The organism is Streptomyces panaciradicis (assembly GCF_023516615.1).
Lineage (GTDB): Bacteria > Actinomycetota > Actinomycetes > Streptomycetales > Streptomycetaceae > Streptomyces > Streptomyces panaciradicis.
In genome coordinates this window covers 1-16,892 of sequence record NZ_JAMGBF010000156.1, presented here as the reverse complement: position 1 = coordinate 16,892, position 16,892 = coordinate 1, and the positions used below count along the sequence as shown (strand labels likewise).

14 protein-coding genes and 1 pseudogene are annotated in these 16,892 nt (G+C 71.6%); 13 read left to right on the top strand and 2 right to left on the bottom strand.

The window, feature by feature from the left end:
- The first annotated feature begins 193 nt into the window (after positions 1 to 193).
- Together M8J74_RS36590 and M8J74_RS36585 are read left to right on the top strand one after the other, a co-directional pair.
- Positions 194 to 1,573 (top strand): nitrate/nitrite transporter, encoded by a 1,380-nt coding sequence (locus M8J74_RS36590; protein ID WP_249840555.1) that lies wholly within the window; start codon positions 194 to 196, stop codon positions 1,571 to 1,573.
- Positions 1,574 to 1,689: 116 nt separating this feature from the next.
- Positions 1,690 to 2,850 carry a uroporphyrinogen-III synthase gene (locus M8J74_RS36585; protein WP_249840554.1) on the top strand — a complete coding sequence of 387 codons (1,161 nt, stop codon included), beginning with the start codon at positions 1,690 to 1,692 and terminating at the stop codon, positions 2,848 to 2,850.
- A 33-nt stretch (positions 2,851 to 2,883) separates the two neighbouring features.
- On the opposite strand, the gene M8J74_RS36580 is transcribed toward M8J74_RS36585, so the two are convergent.
- Entirely contained in the window at positions 2,884 to 3,390 is a 507-nt protein-coding gene (locus M8J74_RS36580; protein WP_249840553.1) for an anthrone oxygenase family protein, read from the bottom strand.
- Between the two features lie 160 nt (positions 3,391 to 3,550).
- On the opposite strand from M8J74_RS36580, the gene M8J74_RS36575 reads away from it, so the two are divergent.
- The 6 genes from M8J74_RS36575 (at position 3,551) to M8J74_RS36550 (ending at position 10,654) form a co-directional block, all read left to right on the top strand.
- The gene (locus tag M8J74_RS36575; RefSeq protein ID WP_249840552.1) at positions 3,551 to 4,156 is read left to right on the top strand and encodes a CGNR zinc finger domain-containing protein; all 606 of its coding nucleotides are present in this window, start codon (positions 3,551 to 3,553) and stop codon (positions 4,154 to 4,156) included.
- A gap of 329 nt (positions 4,157 to 4,485) precedes the next feature.
- Positions 4,486 to 5,007: a sigma-70 family RNA polymerase sigma factor gene (locus M8J74_RS36570; protein ID WP_010039908.1), complete on the top strand. Its 522-nt coding sequence runs from the start codon at positions 4,486 to 4,488 to the stop codon at positions 5,005 to 5,007.
- Positions 5,007 to 5,825, top strand: coding sequence for an anti-sigma factor family protein (locus M8J74_RS36565; protein ID WP_372500384.1), 819 nt, complete (start codon positions 5,007 to 5,009; stop codon positions 5,823 to 5,825). Before M8J74_RS36570 ends, M8J74_RS36565 begins: the two co-directional genes overlap by 1 nt.
- Before the next feature lie 82 nt (positions 5,826 to 5,907).
- A complete protein-coding gene (locus tag M8J74_RS36560; RefSeq protein WP_249840550.1) occupies positions 5,908 to 8,277 on the top strand; it encodes a HelD family protein in 2,370 nt (789 codons plus the stop codon).
- A gap of 357 nt (positions 8,278 to 8,634) precedes the next feature.
- On the top strand, positions 8,635 to 10,050 hold the full coding sequence (locus M8J74_RS36555; RefSeq protein ID WP_058925014.1) for an NAD-dependent malic enzyme: 1,416 nt from the start codon (positions 8,635 to 8,637) through the stop codon (positions 10,048 to 10,050).
- 322 nt (positions 10,051 to 10,372) lie between these two features.
- Positions 10,373 to 10,654 (top strand): HU family DNA-binding protein, encoded by a 282-nt coding sequence (locus M8J74_RS36550; protein WP_004000874.1) that lies wholly within the window; start codon positions 10,373 to 10,375, stop codon positions 10,652 to 10,654.
- 175 nt (positions 10,655 to 10,829) lie between these two features.
- Here M8J74_RS36550 and murA read toward each other — a convergent pair whose 3' ends face one another.
- Positions 10,830 to 12,170: a UDP-N-acetylglucosamine 1-carboxyvinyltransferase gene (gene murA, locus M8J74_RS36545; RefSeq protein ID WP_058925015.1), complete on the bottom strand. Its 1,341-nt coding sequence runs from the start codon at positions 12,168 to 12,170 to the stop codon at positions 10,830 to 10,832.
- Positions 12,171 to 12,423: 253 nt separating this feature from the next.
- On the opposite strand from murA, the gene M8J74_RS36540 reads away from it, so the two are divergent.
- The 5 genes and pseudogenes from M8J74_RS36540 to M8J74_RS36520 all read left to right on the top strand — a co-directional run.
- A complete protein-coding gene (locus M8J74_RS36540) occupies positions 12,424 to 12,996 on the top strand; it encodes a YqgE/AlgH family protein (RefSeq protein ID WP_058925016.1) in 573 nt (190 codons plus the stop codon).
- A gap of 29 nt (positions 12,997 to 13,025) precedes the next feature.
- Positions 13,026 to 13,310, top strand: coding sequence for a DUF3039 domain-containing protein (locus tag M8J74_RS36535; RefSeq protein WP_058925017.1), 285 nt, complete (start codon positions 13,026 to 13,028; stop codon positions 13,308 to 13,310).
- 90 nt (positions 13,311 to 13,400) lie between these two features.
- Complete coding sequence (locus M8J74_RS36530) at positions 13,401 to 15,053, top strand: beta-N-acetylhexosaminidase (protein ID WP_372500383.1); 1,653 nt, start codon at positions 13,401 to 13,403, stop codon at positions 15,051 to 15,053.
- 260 nt (positions 15,054 to 15,313) lie between these two features.
- Positions 15,314 to 16,207 carry an FAD binding domain-containing protein gene (locus tag M8J74_RS36525; RefSeq protein ID WP_249840549.1) on the top strand — a complete coding sequence of 298 codons (894 nt, stop codon included), beginning with the start codon at positions 15,314 to 15,316 and terminating at the stop codon, positions 16,205 to 16,207.
- A pseudogene (locus tag M8J74_RS36520) lies at positions 16,204 to 16,892 on the top strand ((2Fe-2S)-binding protein); the annotation flags it as partial. The gene M8J74_RS36525 and the pseudogene M8J74_RS36520, both read left to right, overlap by 4 nt.

The following is a 16,892-nucleotide window of genomic DNA, read 5'->3' as shown; positions in this document are numbered from 1 at the left end:
GCCCTGCGCGGTGCGGGAGGGCTTCGTAACGTACCGGCACGGTACCTCTCATCCCGCCCTCGCCCAGGGTGAGAGCAACGTTCCCTTCCGGTCACCCGGTGCCACAGCGAGGAAACGCGCCCTCCCTACCTTCGGGACTCATACCGCTCAGCACCCCGAGTACCACCGAGCCCCGGAGCACCGTGGAGGCGTCATGACAGCCCCTAGCACAGCCCCCGCATCCAGCAGGGGAGGCCGCTGGATCCAGCAGTGGGATCCCGAGGACGAGACCTTCTGGAAGCAGACCGGGGAGAAGGTCGCCCGCCGCAATCTCGCCTTCTCCGTCCTCTCCGAGCACATCGGGTTCTCGATCTGGACCCTGTGGTCGGTGCTGGTGCTCTTCATGGGCCCCGAGTACGGGCTCACCCCGGCCGACAAGTTCCTGCTGACGTCCATGGTGACGCTGGTCGGCGCCGTCGTCCGGGTGCCGTACACCTTCGCCGTCGCCGTCTTCGGCGGCCGGAACTGGACGATCATCTCGGCCGGTCTGCTGCTGGTGCCGAGCATCGCCGCGTTCGCCGTGATGAAGCCGGGCACGTCGTTCACCACCTTCCTGTGCGTCGGGCTCCTCGCCGGCATCGGCGGCGGCAACTTCGCCTCCTCCATGACCAACATCAACGCCTTCTTCCCGCTGCGGAAGAAGGGCTGGGCGCTCGGGCTCAACGCCGGCGGCGGCAACATCGGCGTCGCGGCCATCCAGCTCGTCGCCCTCGCCGTGATCGGTGCCAGTGGCGGTCCGCGCGTGCTGCTCGGGATCTACATCCCGCTCATCGTCGTCGCCGCCGTCCTCGCCGCGCTGTTCATGGACAACATCGAGAACGTCAAAAACGACACCGGCGCCGCCAAGGACGCCGCCCGCGACGGGCACACCTGGATCATGTCGGTCCTCTACATCGGGACCTTCGGCTCGTTCATCGGCTACAGCTTCGCCTTCGGCCAGGTGCTCACCAACCAGTTCGGCCGCACGCCGCTGCAGGCCACCTACCTCACCTTCATCGGCCCGCTGCTCGGCTCCCTGATCCGGCCCGTCGGCGGCTGGCTCGCCGACAAGTACGGCGGCGCGAAGATCACCCTGTACAACTACGTCGCCATGGCCGCCGCCACCGCCGTCCTGGTCGCCGCCAGCATGCAGAAGTCGCTGCCGCTGTTCGTGACCGCCTTCGTGGTGCTGTTCTCGCTGACCGGCATCGGCAACGGCTCCACCTTCAAGATGATCCCCGGCATCTTCCAGGCCAAGGCCCTCGCCAAGGGCCTCGAGGGCGAGGAGGCCGTCAAGTACGGCCGCCGGCTCTCCGGAGCCTCCATGGGCCTGATCGGCGCGGTCGGCGCGCTCGGCGGGGTCGGCATCAACATGGCCTTCCGTCAGTCCTTCCTCTCCTACGGCTCCGGCACCGGCGCCTTCGTCGCCTTCCTCGCCTACTACGCCCTCTGCTTCGCCCTCACCTGGGCCGTATACCTTCGCCGTACGGCCCCCGCCATCCCCACCACGGCTGCCGCGGAGGCGAAGCCGCAGCTCAGCTATGCCGAGGTGTGACGTAACACCGGCGACATGAAGCCGAACCGAGCCTGTCACGCACCGTTGACAGGCTCGATCGGCATGTGGGTACCGCCGTACCTCCTGTACGACGACTCGACTCCGGGACGAGAGCCATGTACGACGAACAGCAGCGACCGCAGTCAGGGCAGCACGGGCCCCTGGCCGGCTTCACGGTGGGCGTGACCGCCGCCCGCCGGGCCGACGAACTGGGCGCACTGCTGCAGCGACGGGGAGCCGCCGTCCTGCACGCACCCGCCCTGCGCATCGTGCCCCTCGCCGACGACAGCGAACTGCTGACGGCGACGAAGGACCTGATCGGCCAGGCGCCGGACGTGGTGGTGGCGACGACCGCCATCGGGTTCCGCGGGTGGGTCGAGGCCGCCGACGGGTGGGGTCTCGGCGAACCGCTGCTGGAGCGGCTGCGGGCCGTCGAACTGCTCGCGCGCGGCCCCAAGGTCAAGGGCGCGATCCGGGCCGCCGGCCTCACCGAGGACTGGTCGCCGTCCAGCGAGTCCATGGCCGAGGTGCTCGACCGGCTGCTGGAGGAGGGCGTCGAGGGGCGCCGGATCGTCATACAGCTGCACGGCGAGCCGCTGCCGGGGTTCGTGGAGGCGCTGCGCGAGGCGGGCGCCGAGGTCGTCGGGGTCCCGGTGTACCGGTGGATGCCGCCGGAGGACATCGGGCCGGTGGACCGGCTGCTCGACGCCACCGTCTCCCGGGGCCTGGACGCGCTCACCTTCACCAGCGCACCGGCCGCGGCGTCGCTGCTGAACCGCGCCGAGGAGCGGGGCCTGCTGCCCGAGCTGATCGCCGCGCTCCACCACGACGTGCTGCCCGCCTGCGTCGGGCCCGTCACCGCGCTGCCGCTGCAGGCGCGGGGCGTCGACACGGTGCAGCCGGAGCGGTTCCGGCTCGGGCCGCTCGTGCAGCTGCTGTGCCAGGAGCTGCCGGGGCGGGCCCGCGCGCTGCCCGTCGCCGGGCACCGGGTGGAGATCCGGGGCCACGCGGTGCTGGTCGACGGGGAGTTGAAGCCGGTCCCGCCGGCCGGGATGTCCCTGCTGCGGGCCCTGTCCCGGCGGCCGGGGTGGGTGGTGGCCCGGGCGGAGCTGCTGCGGGCGCTGCCCGGGGCGGGACGCGACGAGCACGCGGTGGAGACCGCGATGGCCCGGCTGCGGACGGCTCTCGGAGCGCCGAAGCTGATCCAGACGGTGGTCAAGCGGGGGTACCGGCTGGCGTTGGATCCGGCGGCGGACGCGAAGTACGCGGACGTGTGAGGCGGTGCCGTGGCGGCCTGAACGGCCTTGTCCTCAACCTCCGCCAGAGGGGCCGGGAGGTGGCGTCCGGCGCCCGTACAGCACCAACGCCCGTGCCAGGCACCCCAGCGCCACCACCGTCAGCCCCGCCCGTACCGCGTTCCACGCGACCCACGGGCCCTCGAAGTGCGCGCGTGCCGTGGTCGGGTCGGCCGCGTGGGCGAGGGCGTCGTTGAGGGGGATGTTGAAGGCGATCGTCGTCAGGAAGCCGAGCGCGCACGCGGCCAGGGCCGTCCGGATCCACGATCGGCAGGGCCGGTCCCGCAGTTGCCACGCCGAGACGGCCGTCAGGACCGGCGCGCCCAGGAAGGCGAGGAAGAACACCGGGTTCTGGATGACGTCGTTGACGTCGTTCATGACCTGGACGTAGGTCCGGTCGTCGCTGCGGGCCAGCGCCGGCATCACACAGCAGGCGAAGACGAAGTAGACCCCGGCGATCAGGCCCATCGTGACCGTGGCCGCGCCCAGTACGGCTCCCGCGGCGGTCCTGTTTCGTGTCATGCCCCCACTCAACCCGCCCCGCTCCGCCGGGGACATCGCCGAGACGCGCGGCCGCATAAGCGCCCGTCCAGCGGAAGGGGTTCCAGCCGTGGCCGGGGGAGGGCACTGTAAGAAGGAACGCTTCCCCGGTCCCTGGTAACCCCTAGGCGGTGACAGGCACATGGCACTGGGTACGGCCACGCCCGCGTACGAACTGCGCTTCGACTCCGGGCGGATCTGCCTCGATCTCCTCGCGACCACGCATCCCGAGGAACGGTTCGACTCGGTCGAGGTGCTGTGCGCCTGGATCGTGGGGGCGGGGCTGGTGCCACCGGGCACCTCGCTGGCGCACGCCGACGCGTCGTGGCTCGTGGGGTTCCGGGAACTGAGGGGACATGTGGGGCAGTTGGTGCGCGGGACGGCCGTGGGCGTCACCGCCCGGACCCGGCCGTCGTACGACATCGCGCTCGGCCGGGTGAACGAGATCGCGCTCGTCGCGCCCCCGGCCCCGCGCGCCGTCCGGGGCGAGGACGGGTCGCTCGTCAGGGAGTTGGACGGCCCGCCCGCGTGCGCGGCGCTGCTCGGGGCCGTCGCCCGGGACGTCGTCGAACTGCTCACCGACCCCGTCGCGCGGGCCGGCCTGCGGCAGTGCGAAGGGGACAACTGTCCCATCGTCTACGTCGATTCGTCCCGGGGACGCAGGAGGCGCTGGTGCTCCAGTGAGGTCTGCGGGAACCGTGAAAGAGTCGCCCGGCACCGTCGGAGGGCGGCTCTCGCGCGAGCCTAGCTGTCCGGTATGCACCTTCTGGGGGGAAGAGGGTTGCGCGGTGCCGAAGTGATTTCGACAACACTCCGTTTGGCCGTGAACCGCCGCGGGCAGTCGGCCTGATCTTGCCGGTGTGGGGGAAATGTAAAGATCGCGCGGTGGGAATGTGCTCTCATGTCCCTCTCATCACGACACCCCGAAGAAAACTGTCGGCGTACTTTGAACATGACGCATGCCACATCCGTACCTGTGCACGAGCGACCGACTGGGGGAACCCCCGGACATCGGAGGTGGGCGTGCGCAAGGATTCCGTCGTGGCCAATGAACGTGGATCGAGGGCCCGACATCGCATGTCCCAGCCCTCGGAACCTGATGAGGAGCTGATGCGTGCCCTGTACCGGGAGCACGCCGGACCTCTCCTTGCGTACGTCCTTCGTCTGGTCGCGGGTGACCGCCAGAGAGCCGAGGACGTGGTGCAGGAAACACTCATCCGTGCCTGGAAGAACGCCGGCCAGCTCAATCGAGCGACCGGATCGGTACGCCCCTGGCTGGTGACGGTCGCTCGGCGCATCGTCATCGACGGCCACCGCAGCCGGCAGGCCCGGCCGCAGGAGGTCGATCCGTCGCCGCTGGAGGTCATCCCCGCGGAGGACGAGATCGACAAGGCGCTGTGGCTGATGACGCTGTCGGACGCGCTCGACGACCTGACCCCGGCCCACCGGGAGGTGCTCGTCGAGACGTATTTCAAGGGGCGTACGGTCAATGAGGCGGCCGAGACGCTGGGCATTCCCAGTGGCACGGTGCGTTCTCGGGTGTTCTACGCCCTGCGGTCGATGAAGCTGGCACTGGAGGAGCGGGGGGTGACGGCGTGATGAGTGTTTACGGGGGAAACCAGGGATTCGGCACAGGTGGTTCGGGTATGTCTGGCTCCATGATGGGATCTCCGGGCCCGAACGAGCACGAGACGGTCGGCGCCTACGCCCTCGGCATTCTCGACGACGCCGAGGCAACCGCTTTCGAGGCACATCTCGCCACCTGTGAATGGTGCGCCCGGCAGCTCGACGAGCTGGCCGGAATGGAGCCGATGCTGGCGGCGCTCGCGGACCTGCCGGGCACGGGTACGCCGGCCATAGGGGAGTCCCTCTCCGCCAGGCCCAGCCCGCGGCTCGCCGAGAAGCTGGTCGACGAGGTCGCGGAGCGGCGTGCGGTCAAGCGGCGCAAGGGGTTCTACCTGGTGGCGGCGGCTGCCGCGCTGATCATCGGTGGTCCGCTGACCGTCATGGCGGCGACCGGCGGCGACTCCGGCAGCAACAACACCGTGCAGGCGACCGGCGCCAAGGCGGCCTTCGGCACCATCGCCGACAAGGTCTCGGCGACGGACGCCACCACCAAGGTCAAGGCGACCGTGGCCATGGAACAGAAGGACTGGGGCACCTGGGGCGTCGTCGAGCTCAGCAACGTCAAGGGCCCGCTGAAGTGCTCGCTGATCGCGGTGGGCAAGAACGGCGAGCGCGAGACGATGTCGACCTGGGCGGTCCCCAAGTGGGGATACGGCATCCCGAACGGCAAGACCCCGGAGTCGAAGCAGCCCCTGTACGCGCAGGGCGGCGCCGCCTTCAAGCCCAACGAGATCGACCACTTCGAGGTCATGACCTTCGACGGCAAGAAGCTCATCCAGGTCGACGCGTAGGACTGCTCCTGCGTCCACGTAGCTTTGCCGGGTCCCCTTCGCGTACGGTTGACGGCTGCCCAGCACGTCAGAAGGGGGCCCGGTGGCCGCTCAGGCTCAGCAGGAAACCGCGGTCGGCTCGGATCACGACTTCAGTCGTGAACGGGAGATCAGCGTCGAACAGGAACACCTGGACCGGGTGTACCGGCGGCTCGAGGAGAAGATCCACGAGGCCGAGTTCCTGATGAACGACGCGGCCAAGCGCGGCCAGGTCGGTACGCCCGGCGCCCTCGCCGAGCGGGACGCCCAGGTCTTCCGGGCCGGCGTCCACCTCAACCGGCTCAACAACGAGTTCGAGGACTTCCTCTTCGGGCGGATCGACCTCCTCCTCGGCAAGGACGGCAAGAAGGGTCCCGACGGCGCCTACACCGCCGTCGAACCCGCCGAAGGCGCCGTCCGGGACGACGGCACGGCCGACATCGCCGAGACCCTGCACATCGGGCGCATCGGCGTACTCGACTCCGACTACGCGCCCCTCGTCATCGACTGGCGGGCCCCGGCTGCCGCTCCCTTCTACCGCTCCACCCCGGTCGACCCGGGGCGGGTCGTGCGGCGCCGGGTGATCCGCTCCAAGGGGCGGCGCGTCCTCGGCGTCGAGGACGACCTCATGCGGCCCGAGCTGAAGGCCTTCCTCGACGGCCGCGAGCTGCCCGTCATCGGCGACGGCGCCCTGATGGCCGCCCTCGGGCAGGCCCGCAGCCACACCATGCGCGACATCGTCGCCTCCATCCAGGCCGAGCAGGACCTGGTCATCCGCGCCCCCGCCGCCTCGGTGACGTACGTCGAGGGCGGACCGGGCACCGGCAAGACGGCCGTCGCCCTGCACCGCGCCGCCTACCTCCTCTACCAGGACCGGCGCCGGTACGCGGGCGGCATCCTGATCGTCTCGCCGACCCCGCTGCTCGTCGCCTACACCGAGGGCGTGCTGCCGTCGCTGGGCGAGGAGGGCCAGGTCGCGATCCGCGCGATCGGCTCGCTCGTCGACGGCGCCGAGGCCACGCTCTACGACGCCCCGTCGGTGGCCCGCGCCAAGGGCTCGTACCGGATGCTGAAGGTGCTGCGGAAGGCGGCGCGGGGAGCGCTGGAGCTGGGGCGGCCCGGTGCCGCGCCCATCGGGCAGCTCGCCCTCGGCTACGACGGCGACGGCGACGCGACGGCTCCCGCACAGACCCCCACCCGCCTCCGCGTCGTCGCCTTCGGGCGCCGCCTGGAGCTGGAGGCGTCCGCGCTGGAACGGGTCCGGCGCACCGCACTCGGCGGCACGGCGCCCGTCAACCTGCTGCGTCCGCGCGCCCGCAAGCTGCTCCTGGACGCCCTGTGGGAGCAGTCCGGCGCCGCCGGCCGGCACACCGACCCGGAGCTCGCGGCCGAGCTGCGCTCCTCCTTCGACGAGGACATCACCTCCGAGGACTCCTTCGTCGAGTTCCTCGACGCCTGGTGGCCCGAGCTGACCCCGAGGGCCGTGCTCGCCGCCATGACCGACGAACGGCGGCTGGGCCGCTGGGCCCGCCGGATCCTCAACCCCGGCGAGGTCCGCAGGGTCGCCCGCTCGCTCAGACGCGACGGCCTGTCCGTGCACGACATCGCCATGCTCGACGAACTCCAGGCGATCCTCGGCGTCCCGGCGCGCCCGAGGAAGAAGCGCGAGCTGGACCCGCTGGACCAGCTGACCGGCCTCGAGGAGCTGATGCCGGTGCGCGAGGAGTCCCAGCGCGAGCGCGCCGAGCGGCTGGCCCAGGAGCGCACCGAGTACGCCCATGTCATCGTCGACGAGGCCCAGGACCTCACGCCGATGCAGTGGCGCATGGTCGGCCGCCGAGGCCGGCACGCCACCTGGACGGTCGTCGGCGACCCCGCCCAGTCCTCCTGGTCGGACGTCGAGGAGGCGGCCGAGGCCCGCGACGAGGCCCTGGGCACCCGCCCGCGCCGCCGCTTCGAGCTCACCGTCAACTACCGCAACCCGGCGGAGATCGCCGAGCTGGCGGCGAAGGTCCTCGCCCTCGCCATGCCGGGCTCGACGGCCCCCGCGGCGGTCCGCTCCACCGGCGTGCGGCCGCGCTTCGTGGTGTCGCGGGAGTCCCTGGGGCAGACCGTGCGCGCGGAGGCCGCCCGTCTGCTCGACCTCGTCGACGGCACCGTCGGCGTCGTCGTCGCCATGCGGCGGCGCGAGGAGGCCGCGCGGTGGCTGGCCGGGCTCGGCGACCGGGTGGTGGCCCTCGGCAGCCTGGAGGCGAAGGGCCTGGAGTACGACGCCACGGTCGTCGTCTCGCCCGCGGAGATCGCCGACGAGTCCCCGGCCGGACTGCGGGTGCTCTACGTCGCCCTCACCAGGGCCACGCAGCAGCTGACGCTCGTCTCGACGGACAAGGACCAGCCGGACGGGGACGGGGTGCCGGACCTGCTGAGAGATTAGAGGCGCATGAACTCTCGGTACGGGAATGGCCTTACGGGATCTGTTTGTTAGCCTGGGTGTGGCACCGGCTCGATCCAAGCCCCCGGGCCCAACCTTCGTCCCTCAGAGGGACCACTTGCCGCGAGGCGAGCATGGCGGGTCGGTGCCACTGAACGTAGAGGAGGCCCACGTCACGTCGTGACGTGGGCCTCTTTCCTTGCCTGATCACTTCTCGTATGGTGGAATCCGCTTTCCGAAAACGCCACCACCCTGTGAACAAAACGTCCGCAATCCAAGGCGGCTACCGCGTACTCAGGGGTAGGTGCGACGATCGGACGGCATACCAGCGTCACACGGTGAAAGCAGAGGAAGTCGGCCATGGCAACGGCGCCCAGCGTCTCCTACTCGATGACGGTCCGGCTGGAGGTGCCCGCGAGCGGAACCGCCGTATCGCAGCTCACCACCGCCGTGGAGTCCTCCGGAGGCTCGGTGACCGGCCTCGACGTCACCGCCTCCGGCCACGAGAAGCTCCGGATCGACGTCACCATCGCCGCCACCTCCACGGCCCACGCCGAGGAGATCGTCGAGAAGCTGCGGGGCATCGAGGGCGTCACCCTCGGCAAGGTCTCCGACCGTACCTTCCTGATGCACCTCGGCGGCAAGATCGAGATGGCGTCGAAGCACCCCATCCGCAACCGTGACGACCTGTCCATGGTCTACACCCCGGGTGTGGCCCGCGTCTGCATGGCGATCGCCGAGAACCCCGAGGACGCCCGCCGTCTGACCATCAAGCGCAACTCCGTTGCGGTCGTGACGGACGGCTCGGCCGTGCTGGGCCTGGGCAACATCGGCCCCAAGGCCGCCCTGCCGGTCATGGAGGGCAAGGCGGCCCTGTTCAAGCGGTTCGCCGGCATCGACGCCTGGCCCATCTGCCTCGACACCCAGGACACCGACGCGATCGTCGAGATCGTCAAGGCGATCGCACCCGGGTTCGCCGGCATCAACCTCGAGGACATCTCCGCCCCCCGCTGCTTCGAGATCGAGGCGCGGCTGCGCGAGGCCCTGGACATCCCCGTCTTCCACGACGACCAGCACGGCACCGCGATCGTGGTCCTGGCCGCCCTGAAGAACGCGCTGCGCTGCACCGGAAAGCCGATCGAGAACATCCGGGTCGTGATGTCCGGCGCCGGCGCGGCCGGCACCGCCATCCTCAAGCTGCTGCTCGCCGCCGGCGTGAAGAACGCCGTCGTCGCCGACATCCGCGGCGTCGTGCACGCCGGCCGCGACGACCTGCGCGAGGCCGCCGCCGACTCGCCGCTGCGCTGGATCGCCGACAACACCAACCCCGAGGGGCTGACCGGCACGCTGAAGGAGGCCGTTCGCGGAGCGGACGTCTTCATCGGCGTCTCCGCCCCGAACGTCCTCGACGGCGACGACGTGGCCGCGATGGCCGACGGCGCCATCGTGTTCGCGCTCGCGAACCCCGACCCCGAGGTGGACCCGGCGATCGCCCGTCAGACGGCGGCGGTCGTGGCCACCGGCCGCTCCGACTTCCCGAACCAGATCAACAACGTGCTGGTCTTCCCGGGCGTCTTCCGCGGCCTGCTGGACGCCCAGTCCCGCACCGTCAACACCGAGATGATGCTGGCCGCGGCGACCGCTCTCGCGGAGGTCGTGACCGAGGACGAGCTCAACCCGAACTACATCGTCCCCAGCGTCTTCAACGACAAGGTCGCGGGCGCGGTGGCCGGAGCGGTGCGCGAGGCGGCCAAGGCGGCGGGCGTCGCCCCCTAGACGTGGCGTACGGTGCCTAGTAGGCCCGGCCATGGCGTGCGCGGGCTTGTGAGCATCACCACGACCGGCATACGGCGAGTCGTGGAACCAGGCGTCCGGCGCCACCCTCTAGGGTGGCGGCGCCGCGCTCAGGCCTCCAGGCCCTCCTTCGTGTGACTCCCTCGGGTGTTCTCACGCCTCCGACGGGTGCCGGATTGGCTTTCCCGTCGCAGGTAGGGGCAGGATGCGTCCCTGGGCGCGAGCGCATCGGCTTCGCTGTGCCACCATGCGGCTCTCGCCGGGTGGCACACCCCAACGGCAAGAAGAACACGGGAGTAACAACATGAACCGCAGTGAGCTGGTGGCCGCGCTGGCCGACCGCGCCGAGGTGACCCGCAAGGACGCCGACGCCGTTCTGGCCGCGTTCGCCGAGGTCGTGGGCGACATCGTCTCCAAGGGCGACGAGAAGGTCACCATCCCCGGCTTCCTGACCTTCGAGCGCACACACCGTGCCGCTCGCACCGCGCGCAACCCGCAGACCGGCGACCCGATCCAGATCCCGGCCGGCTACAGCGTGAAGGTCTCCGCGGGCTCGAAGCTCAAGGAAGCCGCCAAGGGCAAGTAAGCGCTCCGCTTCGGGCGCCCTTTTCGGAGCGCCGTGGCGAGGAGCGTCGTGGGCGACTGCGGGCCGGCCGTGGCCGGTCGCGCAGTTCCCCGCGCCCCTTTCAGGGGCGACACCTGAAACGCCGATGGGGCGGTCACCCGGTTCCCGGGTGACCGCCCCATCGCCATGACTACGCTCAGCCGAGCGCCTTGCCGGGGAGTTCGACCTTGGCGCCGAGTTCCACGAGCTTCTCCATGAAGTTCTCGTAGCCGCGGTTGATCAGGTCGATGCCGTGGACGCGGGAGGTGCCCTGGGCCGCGAGGGCGGCGATCAGGTACGAGAAGCCGCCGCGCAGGTCGGGGATGACCAGGTCGGCGCCCTGCAGCTTGGTCGGGCCGGAGACGACGGCCGAGTGCAGGAAGTTGCGCTGGCCGAAGCGGCAGTTCGAGCCGCCCAGGCACTCGCGGTAGAGCTGGATGTGGGCGCCCATCTGGTTCAGCGCGGAGGTGAAGCCGAGCCGGGACTCGTACACGGTCTCGTGGATGATGGACAGGCCCGTGGCCTGCGTCAGGGCGACCACGAGCGGCTGCTGCCAGTCGGTCTGGAAGCCCGGGTGCACGTCCGTCTCCAGCGCGATGGACTTCAGCTGCCCGCCGGGGTGCCAGAAGCGGATGCCCTGGTCGTCGATCTCGAAGGCACCGCCCACCTTGCGGTAGGTGTTCAGGAACGTCATCATCGAGCGCTGCTGGGCGCCGTGGACGTAGATGTCGCCCTCGGTCGCCAGCGCCGCGGACGCCCAGGAGGCCGCCTCCAGCCGGTCCGGCAGCGCGCGGTGGTTGTAGCCGCCGAGGGTGTCCACACCGGTGATGCGGATGGTGCGGTCGGTGTCCATCGCGATGATCGCGCCCATTTTCTGCAGGACGCAGATCAGGTCCTCGATCTCCGGCTCGACGGCCGCGTTGGACAGCTCCGTCACGCCCTCGGCCAGCACCGCCGTCAGCAGCACCTGCTCGGTGGCGCCGACGGACGGGTACGGCAGCCGGATCTTCGTGCCGCGCAGCCGCTGCGGCGCCTCCAGGTACTGCCCGTCCGCGCGCTTCTCGATCCGCGCGCCGAACTGCCGCAGCACCTCGAAGTGGAAGTCGATGGGCCGGCCGCCGATGTCGCAGCCGCCGAGACCGGGGATGAAGGCGTGGCCGAGGCGGTGCAGCAGGGGGCCGCAGAAGAGGATCGGGATACGGCTCGAACCGGCGTGGGCATCGATGTCGGCGACGTTCGCGCTCTCGACGTGCGACGGGTCCATCACCAGCTCGCCCGGCTCCTCACCCGGACGGACCGTCACCCCGTGCAGTTGCAGCAGACCGCGTACGACACGCACGTCACGGATGTCCGGAACGTTGCGCAGTCGACTCGGCGAGCTGCCCAGCAGGGCGGCGACCATGGCCTTCGGTACGAGGTTCTTCGCACCGCGGACACGGATCTCGCCCTCCAGCGGGGTTCCGCCGTGGACAAGCAGGACATCGTCGTTGACGGTCATGTAACTCGCGTTCCGATGAGTGGGGCAGGGGCCAGAAGGGAAGAGTAATCGCCGCCCACCCCCCTTGAGTAAGCCCGAGTACGGCCCAGCTACGTCATAGCTGTGTCACAACACGGGCCGTTCCCTGTCGGGCACATGGGGTCACCGGCGGCCCGCGTGCGCCCGGCGCGCTTCCTCGCACCCTGAGCTGCAATCACCCTTCTTACCCCCATTGCCTCCCCGAGTCGCCGCAAGATGCGGGATCATGTCTGGCATGACCGAGGTGTCCTCGCTCACAGGGCGGTTGCTCGTGGCAACACCCGCCCTGGCGGACCCGAACTTCGACCGTGCGGTGGTGCTCCTTCTCGACCACGACGAGGAGGGCTCCCTCGGTGTCGTCCTCAACCGTCCGACGCCGGTGGACGTCGGGGACATCCTGGAGGGCTGGGCGGACCTGGCCGGTGAGCCCGGCGTGGTCTTCCAGGGCGGCCCTGTCTCGCTCGACTCGGCGCTCGGCGTCGCCGTCATCCCCGGCGGCTCCTCGGCCGACGGCGCCCCGCTCGGCTGGCGCCGGGTGCACGGCGCGATCGGCCTGGTCGACCTGGAGGCACCGCCGGAGCTGCTCGCCTCGGCCGTCGGCTCGCTGCGGATCTTCGCCGGGTACGCGGGCTGGGGCCCGGGCCAGCTGGAGGACGAGCTGGTCGACGGCGCCTGGTACGTGGTGGAGTCCGAGCCCGGCGACGTCTCCTCGCCGGCCCCCGAGCGGCTCTGGCGCGAGGTCCTGCGCCGGCAGCGCAACGAGCTCGCGATGGTGGCCACGTACCCGGACGACCCTTCGCTCAACTGATGCGTGTGAGCTTCAGTACCCTTGGCGGCATGAGCACTCTCGAGCCCGAGCGCGGGACTGGTACGGGGACCCTCGTAGAGCCGACGCCACAGGTGTCCCACGGCGACGGCGACCACGAGCGCTTCGCCCACTACGTCCAGAAGGACAAGATCATGGCGAGCGCCCTCGACGGGACCCCCGTCGTGGCGCTGTGCGGCAAGGTCTGGGTGCCGGGCCGCGACCCGAAGAAGTACCCCGTGTGTCCCATGTGCAAGGAGATCTACGACTCCATGGGCGCCGGCGGCGGCGACAAGGGCAAGGGCGGCGACAAGTAGCCCCGCCGGTCTCCGGCCGGGATCCGTCGGGTCCCCGGGGCGCCTTCCGGCGTGCCCCGGGGACCTTTTGCGCGACGCTGAGGGGCTGATGTGACGGTACGGACGGGGCTGATTCCCGCGCCCGCCGAGTTCTCGCCGCCGGGCGAGGGCGCGGCCCATCTGCTCGACGCCGGTTCCGGCATCGACGCGGGGCCGGGCACCGAGCGGGTGGCGCAGTGGCTGCGCGCCACCGTCGGCGCGGCGACCGGGCTGCCGCTGCCGCCGCACCCCGGCGACCGCGACGGCATCGTCCTGCGCCTCGACCCGCGGGAGTCCGACGACCCCGAGGGCTACGGCCTGACCGTCGACCGGCACGCGATCACGCTGCGGGCCGCCGCCGAGCCCGGACTGTTCCACGCCGCCCAGACCCTGCGCCAGCTCCTCGGTCCCGACGCCTTCCGCCGCGCCCCCGTCACCTCCGGGCGGCAGTGGGAGGTGCCCGCGGTCACCGTGCGCGACGCGCCCCGCTTCCGCTGGCGCGGCCTCATGCTCGACGTGGCCCGGCACTTCATGCCCAAGGACGGCGTCCTGCGCTACCTGGACCTGATGGCCGCGCACAAACTCAACGCCCTGCACCTGCACTTGACGGACGACCAGGGCTGGCGCGTGGAGATCCTCAAGTACCCCCGGCTGACCGAGGTCGGCGCCTGGCGGGCGCGGACGAGATTCGGCCACCGGGCCTCACCGCTGTGGGAGCGCAAACCCCACGGTGGCTTCTACACCCAGGACGACATCCGGGAGATCGTCGCCTACGCCGCCGAGCGGCATGTCACCGTCGTCCCCGAGATCGACGTACCGGGGCACTCGCAGGCCGCCATCGCCGCGTACCCGGAACTGGGCAACACCGACGTCGTCGACACCACCGCCCTCTGCGTCTGGGACGACTGGGGGATCTCTCCCCACGTACTCGCCCCCACCGACACCACCCTGCGTTTCTACGAGGACGTCTTCGAGGAGCTGCTCGGTCTCTTCCCCGCGGACGCCGCGCGGTTCTCGCGTTTCGTCCACATCGGGGGCGACGAGTGCCTCAAGGACCAGTGGGCCGCGTCCCCGACCGCGCAGGCCCGCATCCGTGACCTCGGACTCGACGGCGAGGACGGCCTCCAGGCGTGGTTCGTCGGCCACTTCGACACCTGGCTGACCGCGCGCGGACGCCGTCTGATCGGCTGGGACGAGATCCTCGAGGGCGGCCTCGCGAAGGGTGCCGCGGTCTCGTCCTGGCGGGGCTACGCGGGCGGGGTCGCCGCCGCGCGGGCCGGCCACGACGTCGTCATGTGCCCCGAGCAGTACGTGTATCTGGACCACCGTCAGGACGCGGGCGCGCAGGAGCCGGTGCCCATCGGCTACGTCCGCACCCTGGAGGACGTCTACCGTTTCGAGCCCGTGCCGCCGGAGTTGACGCCCGAGGAGGCCGCGCACGTCCTCGGCGCGCAGGCCAACGTGTGGACCGAGGTGATGGAGGACCACGCGCGCGTGGACTACCATGCCTTCCCCCGGCTCGCCGCGTTCGCCGAGGTCGCCTGGAGCCGTCTGCCCGCCCCCGAGCAGCGGGACTTCGCGGGATTCGAGGAGCGGATGGCCGAGCACTACCGGCGGCTGGACGCCCTGGGGGTCGGCTATCGGCCACCGTCCGGGCCGCGGCCGTGGCAGCGGCGCCCGGGGGTGCCCGGCCGCCCGATCGAGGGCGCGCCCCCGAACAGGTAGTCCCCGAACGGGCAGGCGGCCCTCCCGAACGGGCGGTGGAAAACCGTCGTAAGCATCACCGAAGAGTGGCAACTCGCGCGCACCGGCGATGCCGTGCCAAAACGGACCATCTCCCAGGTGGCGGGGGCGAATGCCTCGTAGTGGACCCACGTCTTCGGGTGCCCCGAAGATGTGCCAGAGTTGCCACGTCCGCCCTGTCAGCACGTACCGTACGGCAACACAGGTGGGACCAGGTGGGGCAGCGGGAAGGGGCAGCCGGTTTGACCACGCACGCACCGCAGGCGGCGCAGTCCGTCACGCTGCCCACGACGCTGAACGAGGCCGTGGCGGCCCTCGTCGCCATGCCCGCCGCCGTGCCCGTGGCGGGCGGCACCGACCTCATGGCCGCCGTCAACTCCGGGCAGCTCAGGCCCGCCGCCCTGGTCGGCCTGGGCCGCATCAGCGAGATCCGCGGCTGGCAGTACCAGGACGGGCACGCACTCCTCGGCGCCGGCCTCACGCACGCGCGCATGGGCCGTCCCGACTTCGCCGCCCTGATCCCGGCGCTGGCCGCCGCCGCCCGCGCCGCGGGCCCGCCGCAGATCCGCAACGCGGGCACCCTGGGCGGCAACATCGCCACGGCCGCGCCCACCGGGGACGCGCTGCCGGTCCTGGCCGCCCTGGAGGCGACACTGATCATCGCGGGCCCGGGCGGAGCCCGCCGGGAGATCCCCGTGTCGCACCTGCTGGCGGGCGTCGACATGCTGCGCGGCGGCGAACTCATCGGGTACGTGCGCGTGCCCCTGCTGCACGCGCCGCAGGTCTTCCTGAAGGCGACCGGCCGGACCGGACCGGGCCGTGCGATGGCCTCCGTCGCCCTGGTCCTGGACCCCGCGCGGCGCGGCGTGCGGTGCGCCGTCGGCGCCATAGCGCCGATGCCGCTGCGCCCGCTGGACGCCGAGCAGTGGGTGGCCCGGCTGATCGACTGGGACAACGGCCGCGCGATCGTCCCCGAGGCGCTGCACGCCTTCGGCGAGTACGTCGCCGCGGCCTGCATCCCCGACCCGGCCCCCGAGGCCGACGGCTCCGTACCGCAGCTTCCGCCCGCCGTTCTGCACCTGCGGCGCACCGTCGCCGCACTGGCCCGACGAGCACTGGGGAGGGCGCTGTCGTGACCGACGACCAGCACGGAGAGGGCACCCCGCCCCAGAGCGGCGGCCGCTGGGACCCGCTGCCCCAGGGCGACTACGACGACGGCGCGACCGCGTTCGTGAAGCTTCCCGAGGGCGGCATCGACGCGCTCCTCGCCGCCGCGGACAGCCCGCTCGCCGCACGCGGCCACGGCTACGTGCCGCCGCAGATACAGTCCACGCCGGGCCCGGGCACCGACCCCGAGGCCCCGGGCGCCTGGGGCGCACCGGCCGACGGCGCCCAGTGGCCCGACCCCAACGCCGTGCCGCACGGCGCCGGGAACGACCAGTTCACGTACAACCCCGCCACCACGCAGCAGTGGGCCTACGAGGAGCCGCCGCGCGCGGAGGGCGGCCCCGGGTCCGGCCGGCACGTCACCGGCCAGTGGTCGATCCCCGTCGCAGGCGGTGATCTTCCGGACGAATCGGGCGAGTTCACCACGTCGTCCCTGGTCCAGCAGTGGGGCGGGACACCCCCGGCGACCCTCCCCGGCGGCGCGGCCGCCCCCTGGGCGACGGAGGGCGCGGGCCTGCCCTGGGGACAGGAGGCCGCGGAACCCACGGGAACCGACGGCGCCGGCCGGCCCCTCGCGTCGGCCGCGGGCACGGACACCGCCCCGGCCCCGGCGGACGGCGGGCAGCCCTACGGCCACCCCGGCGCACCGCCGAT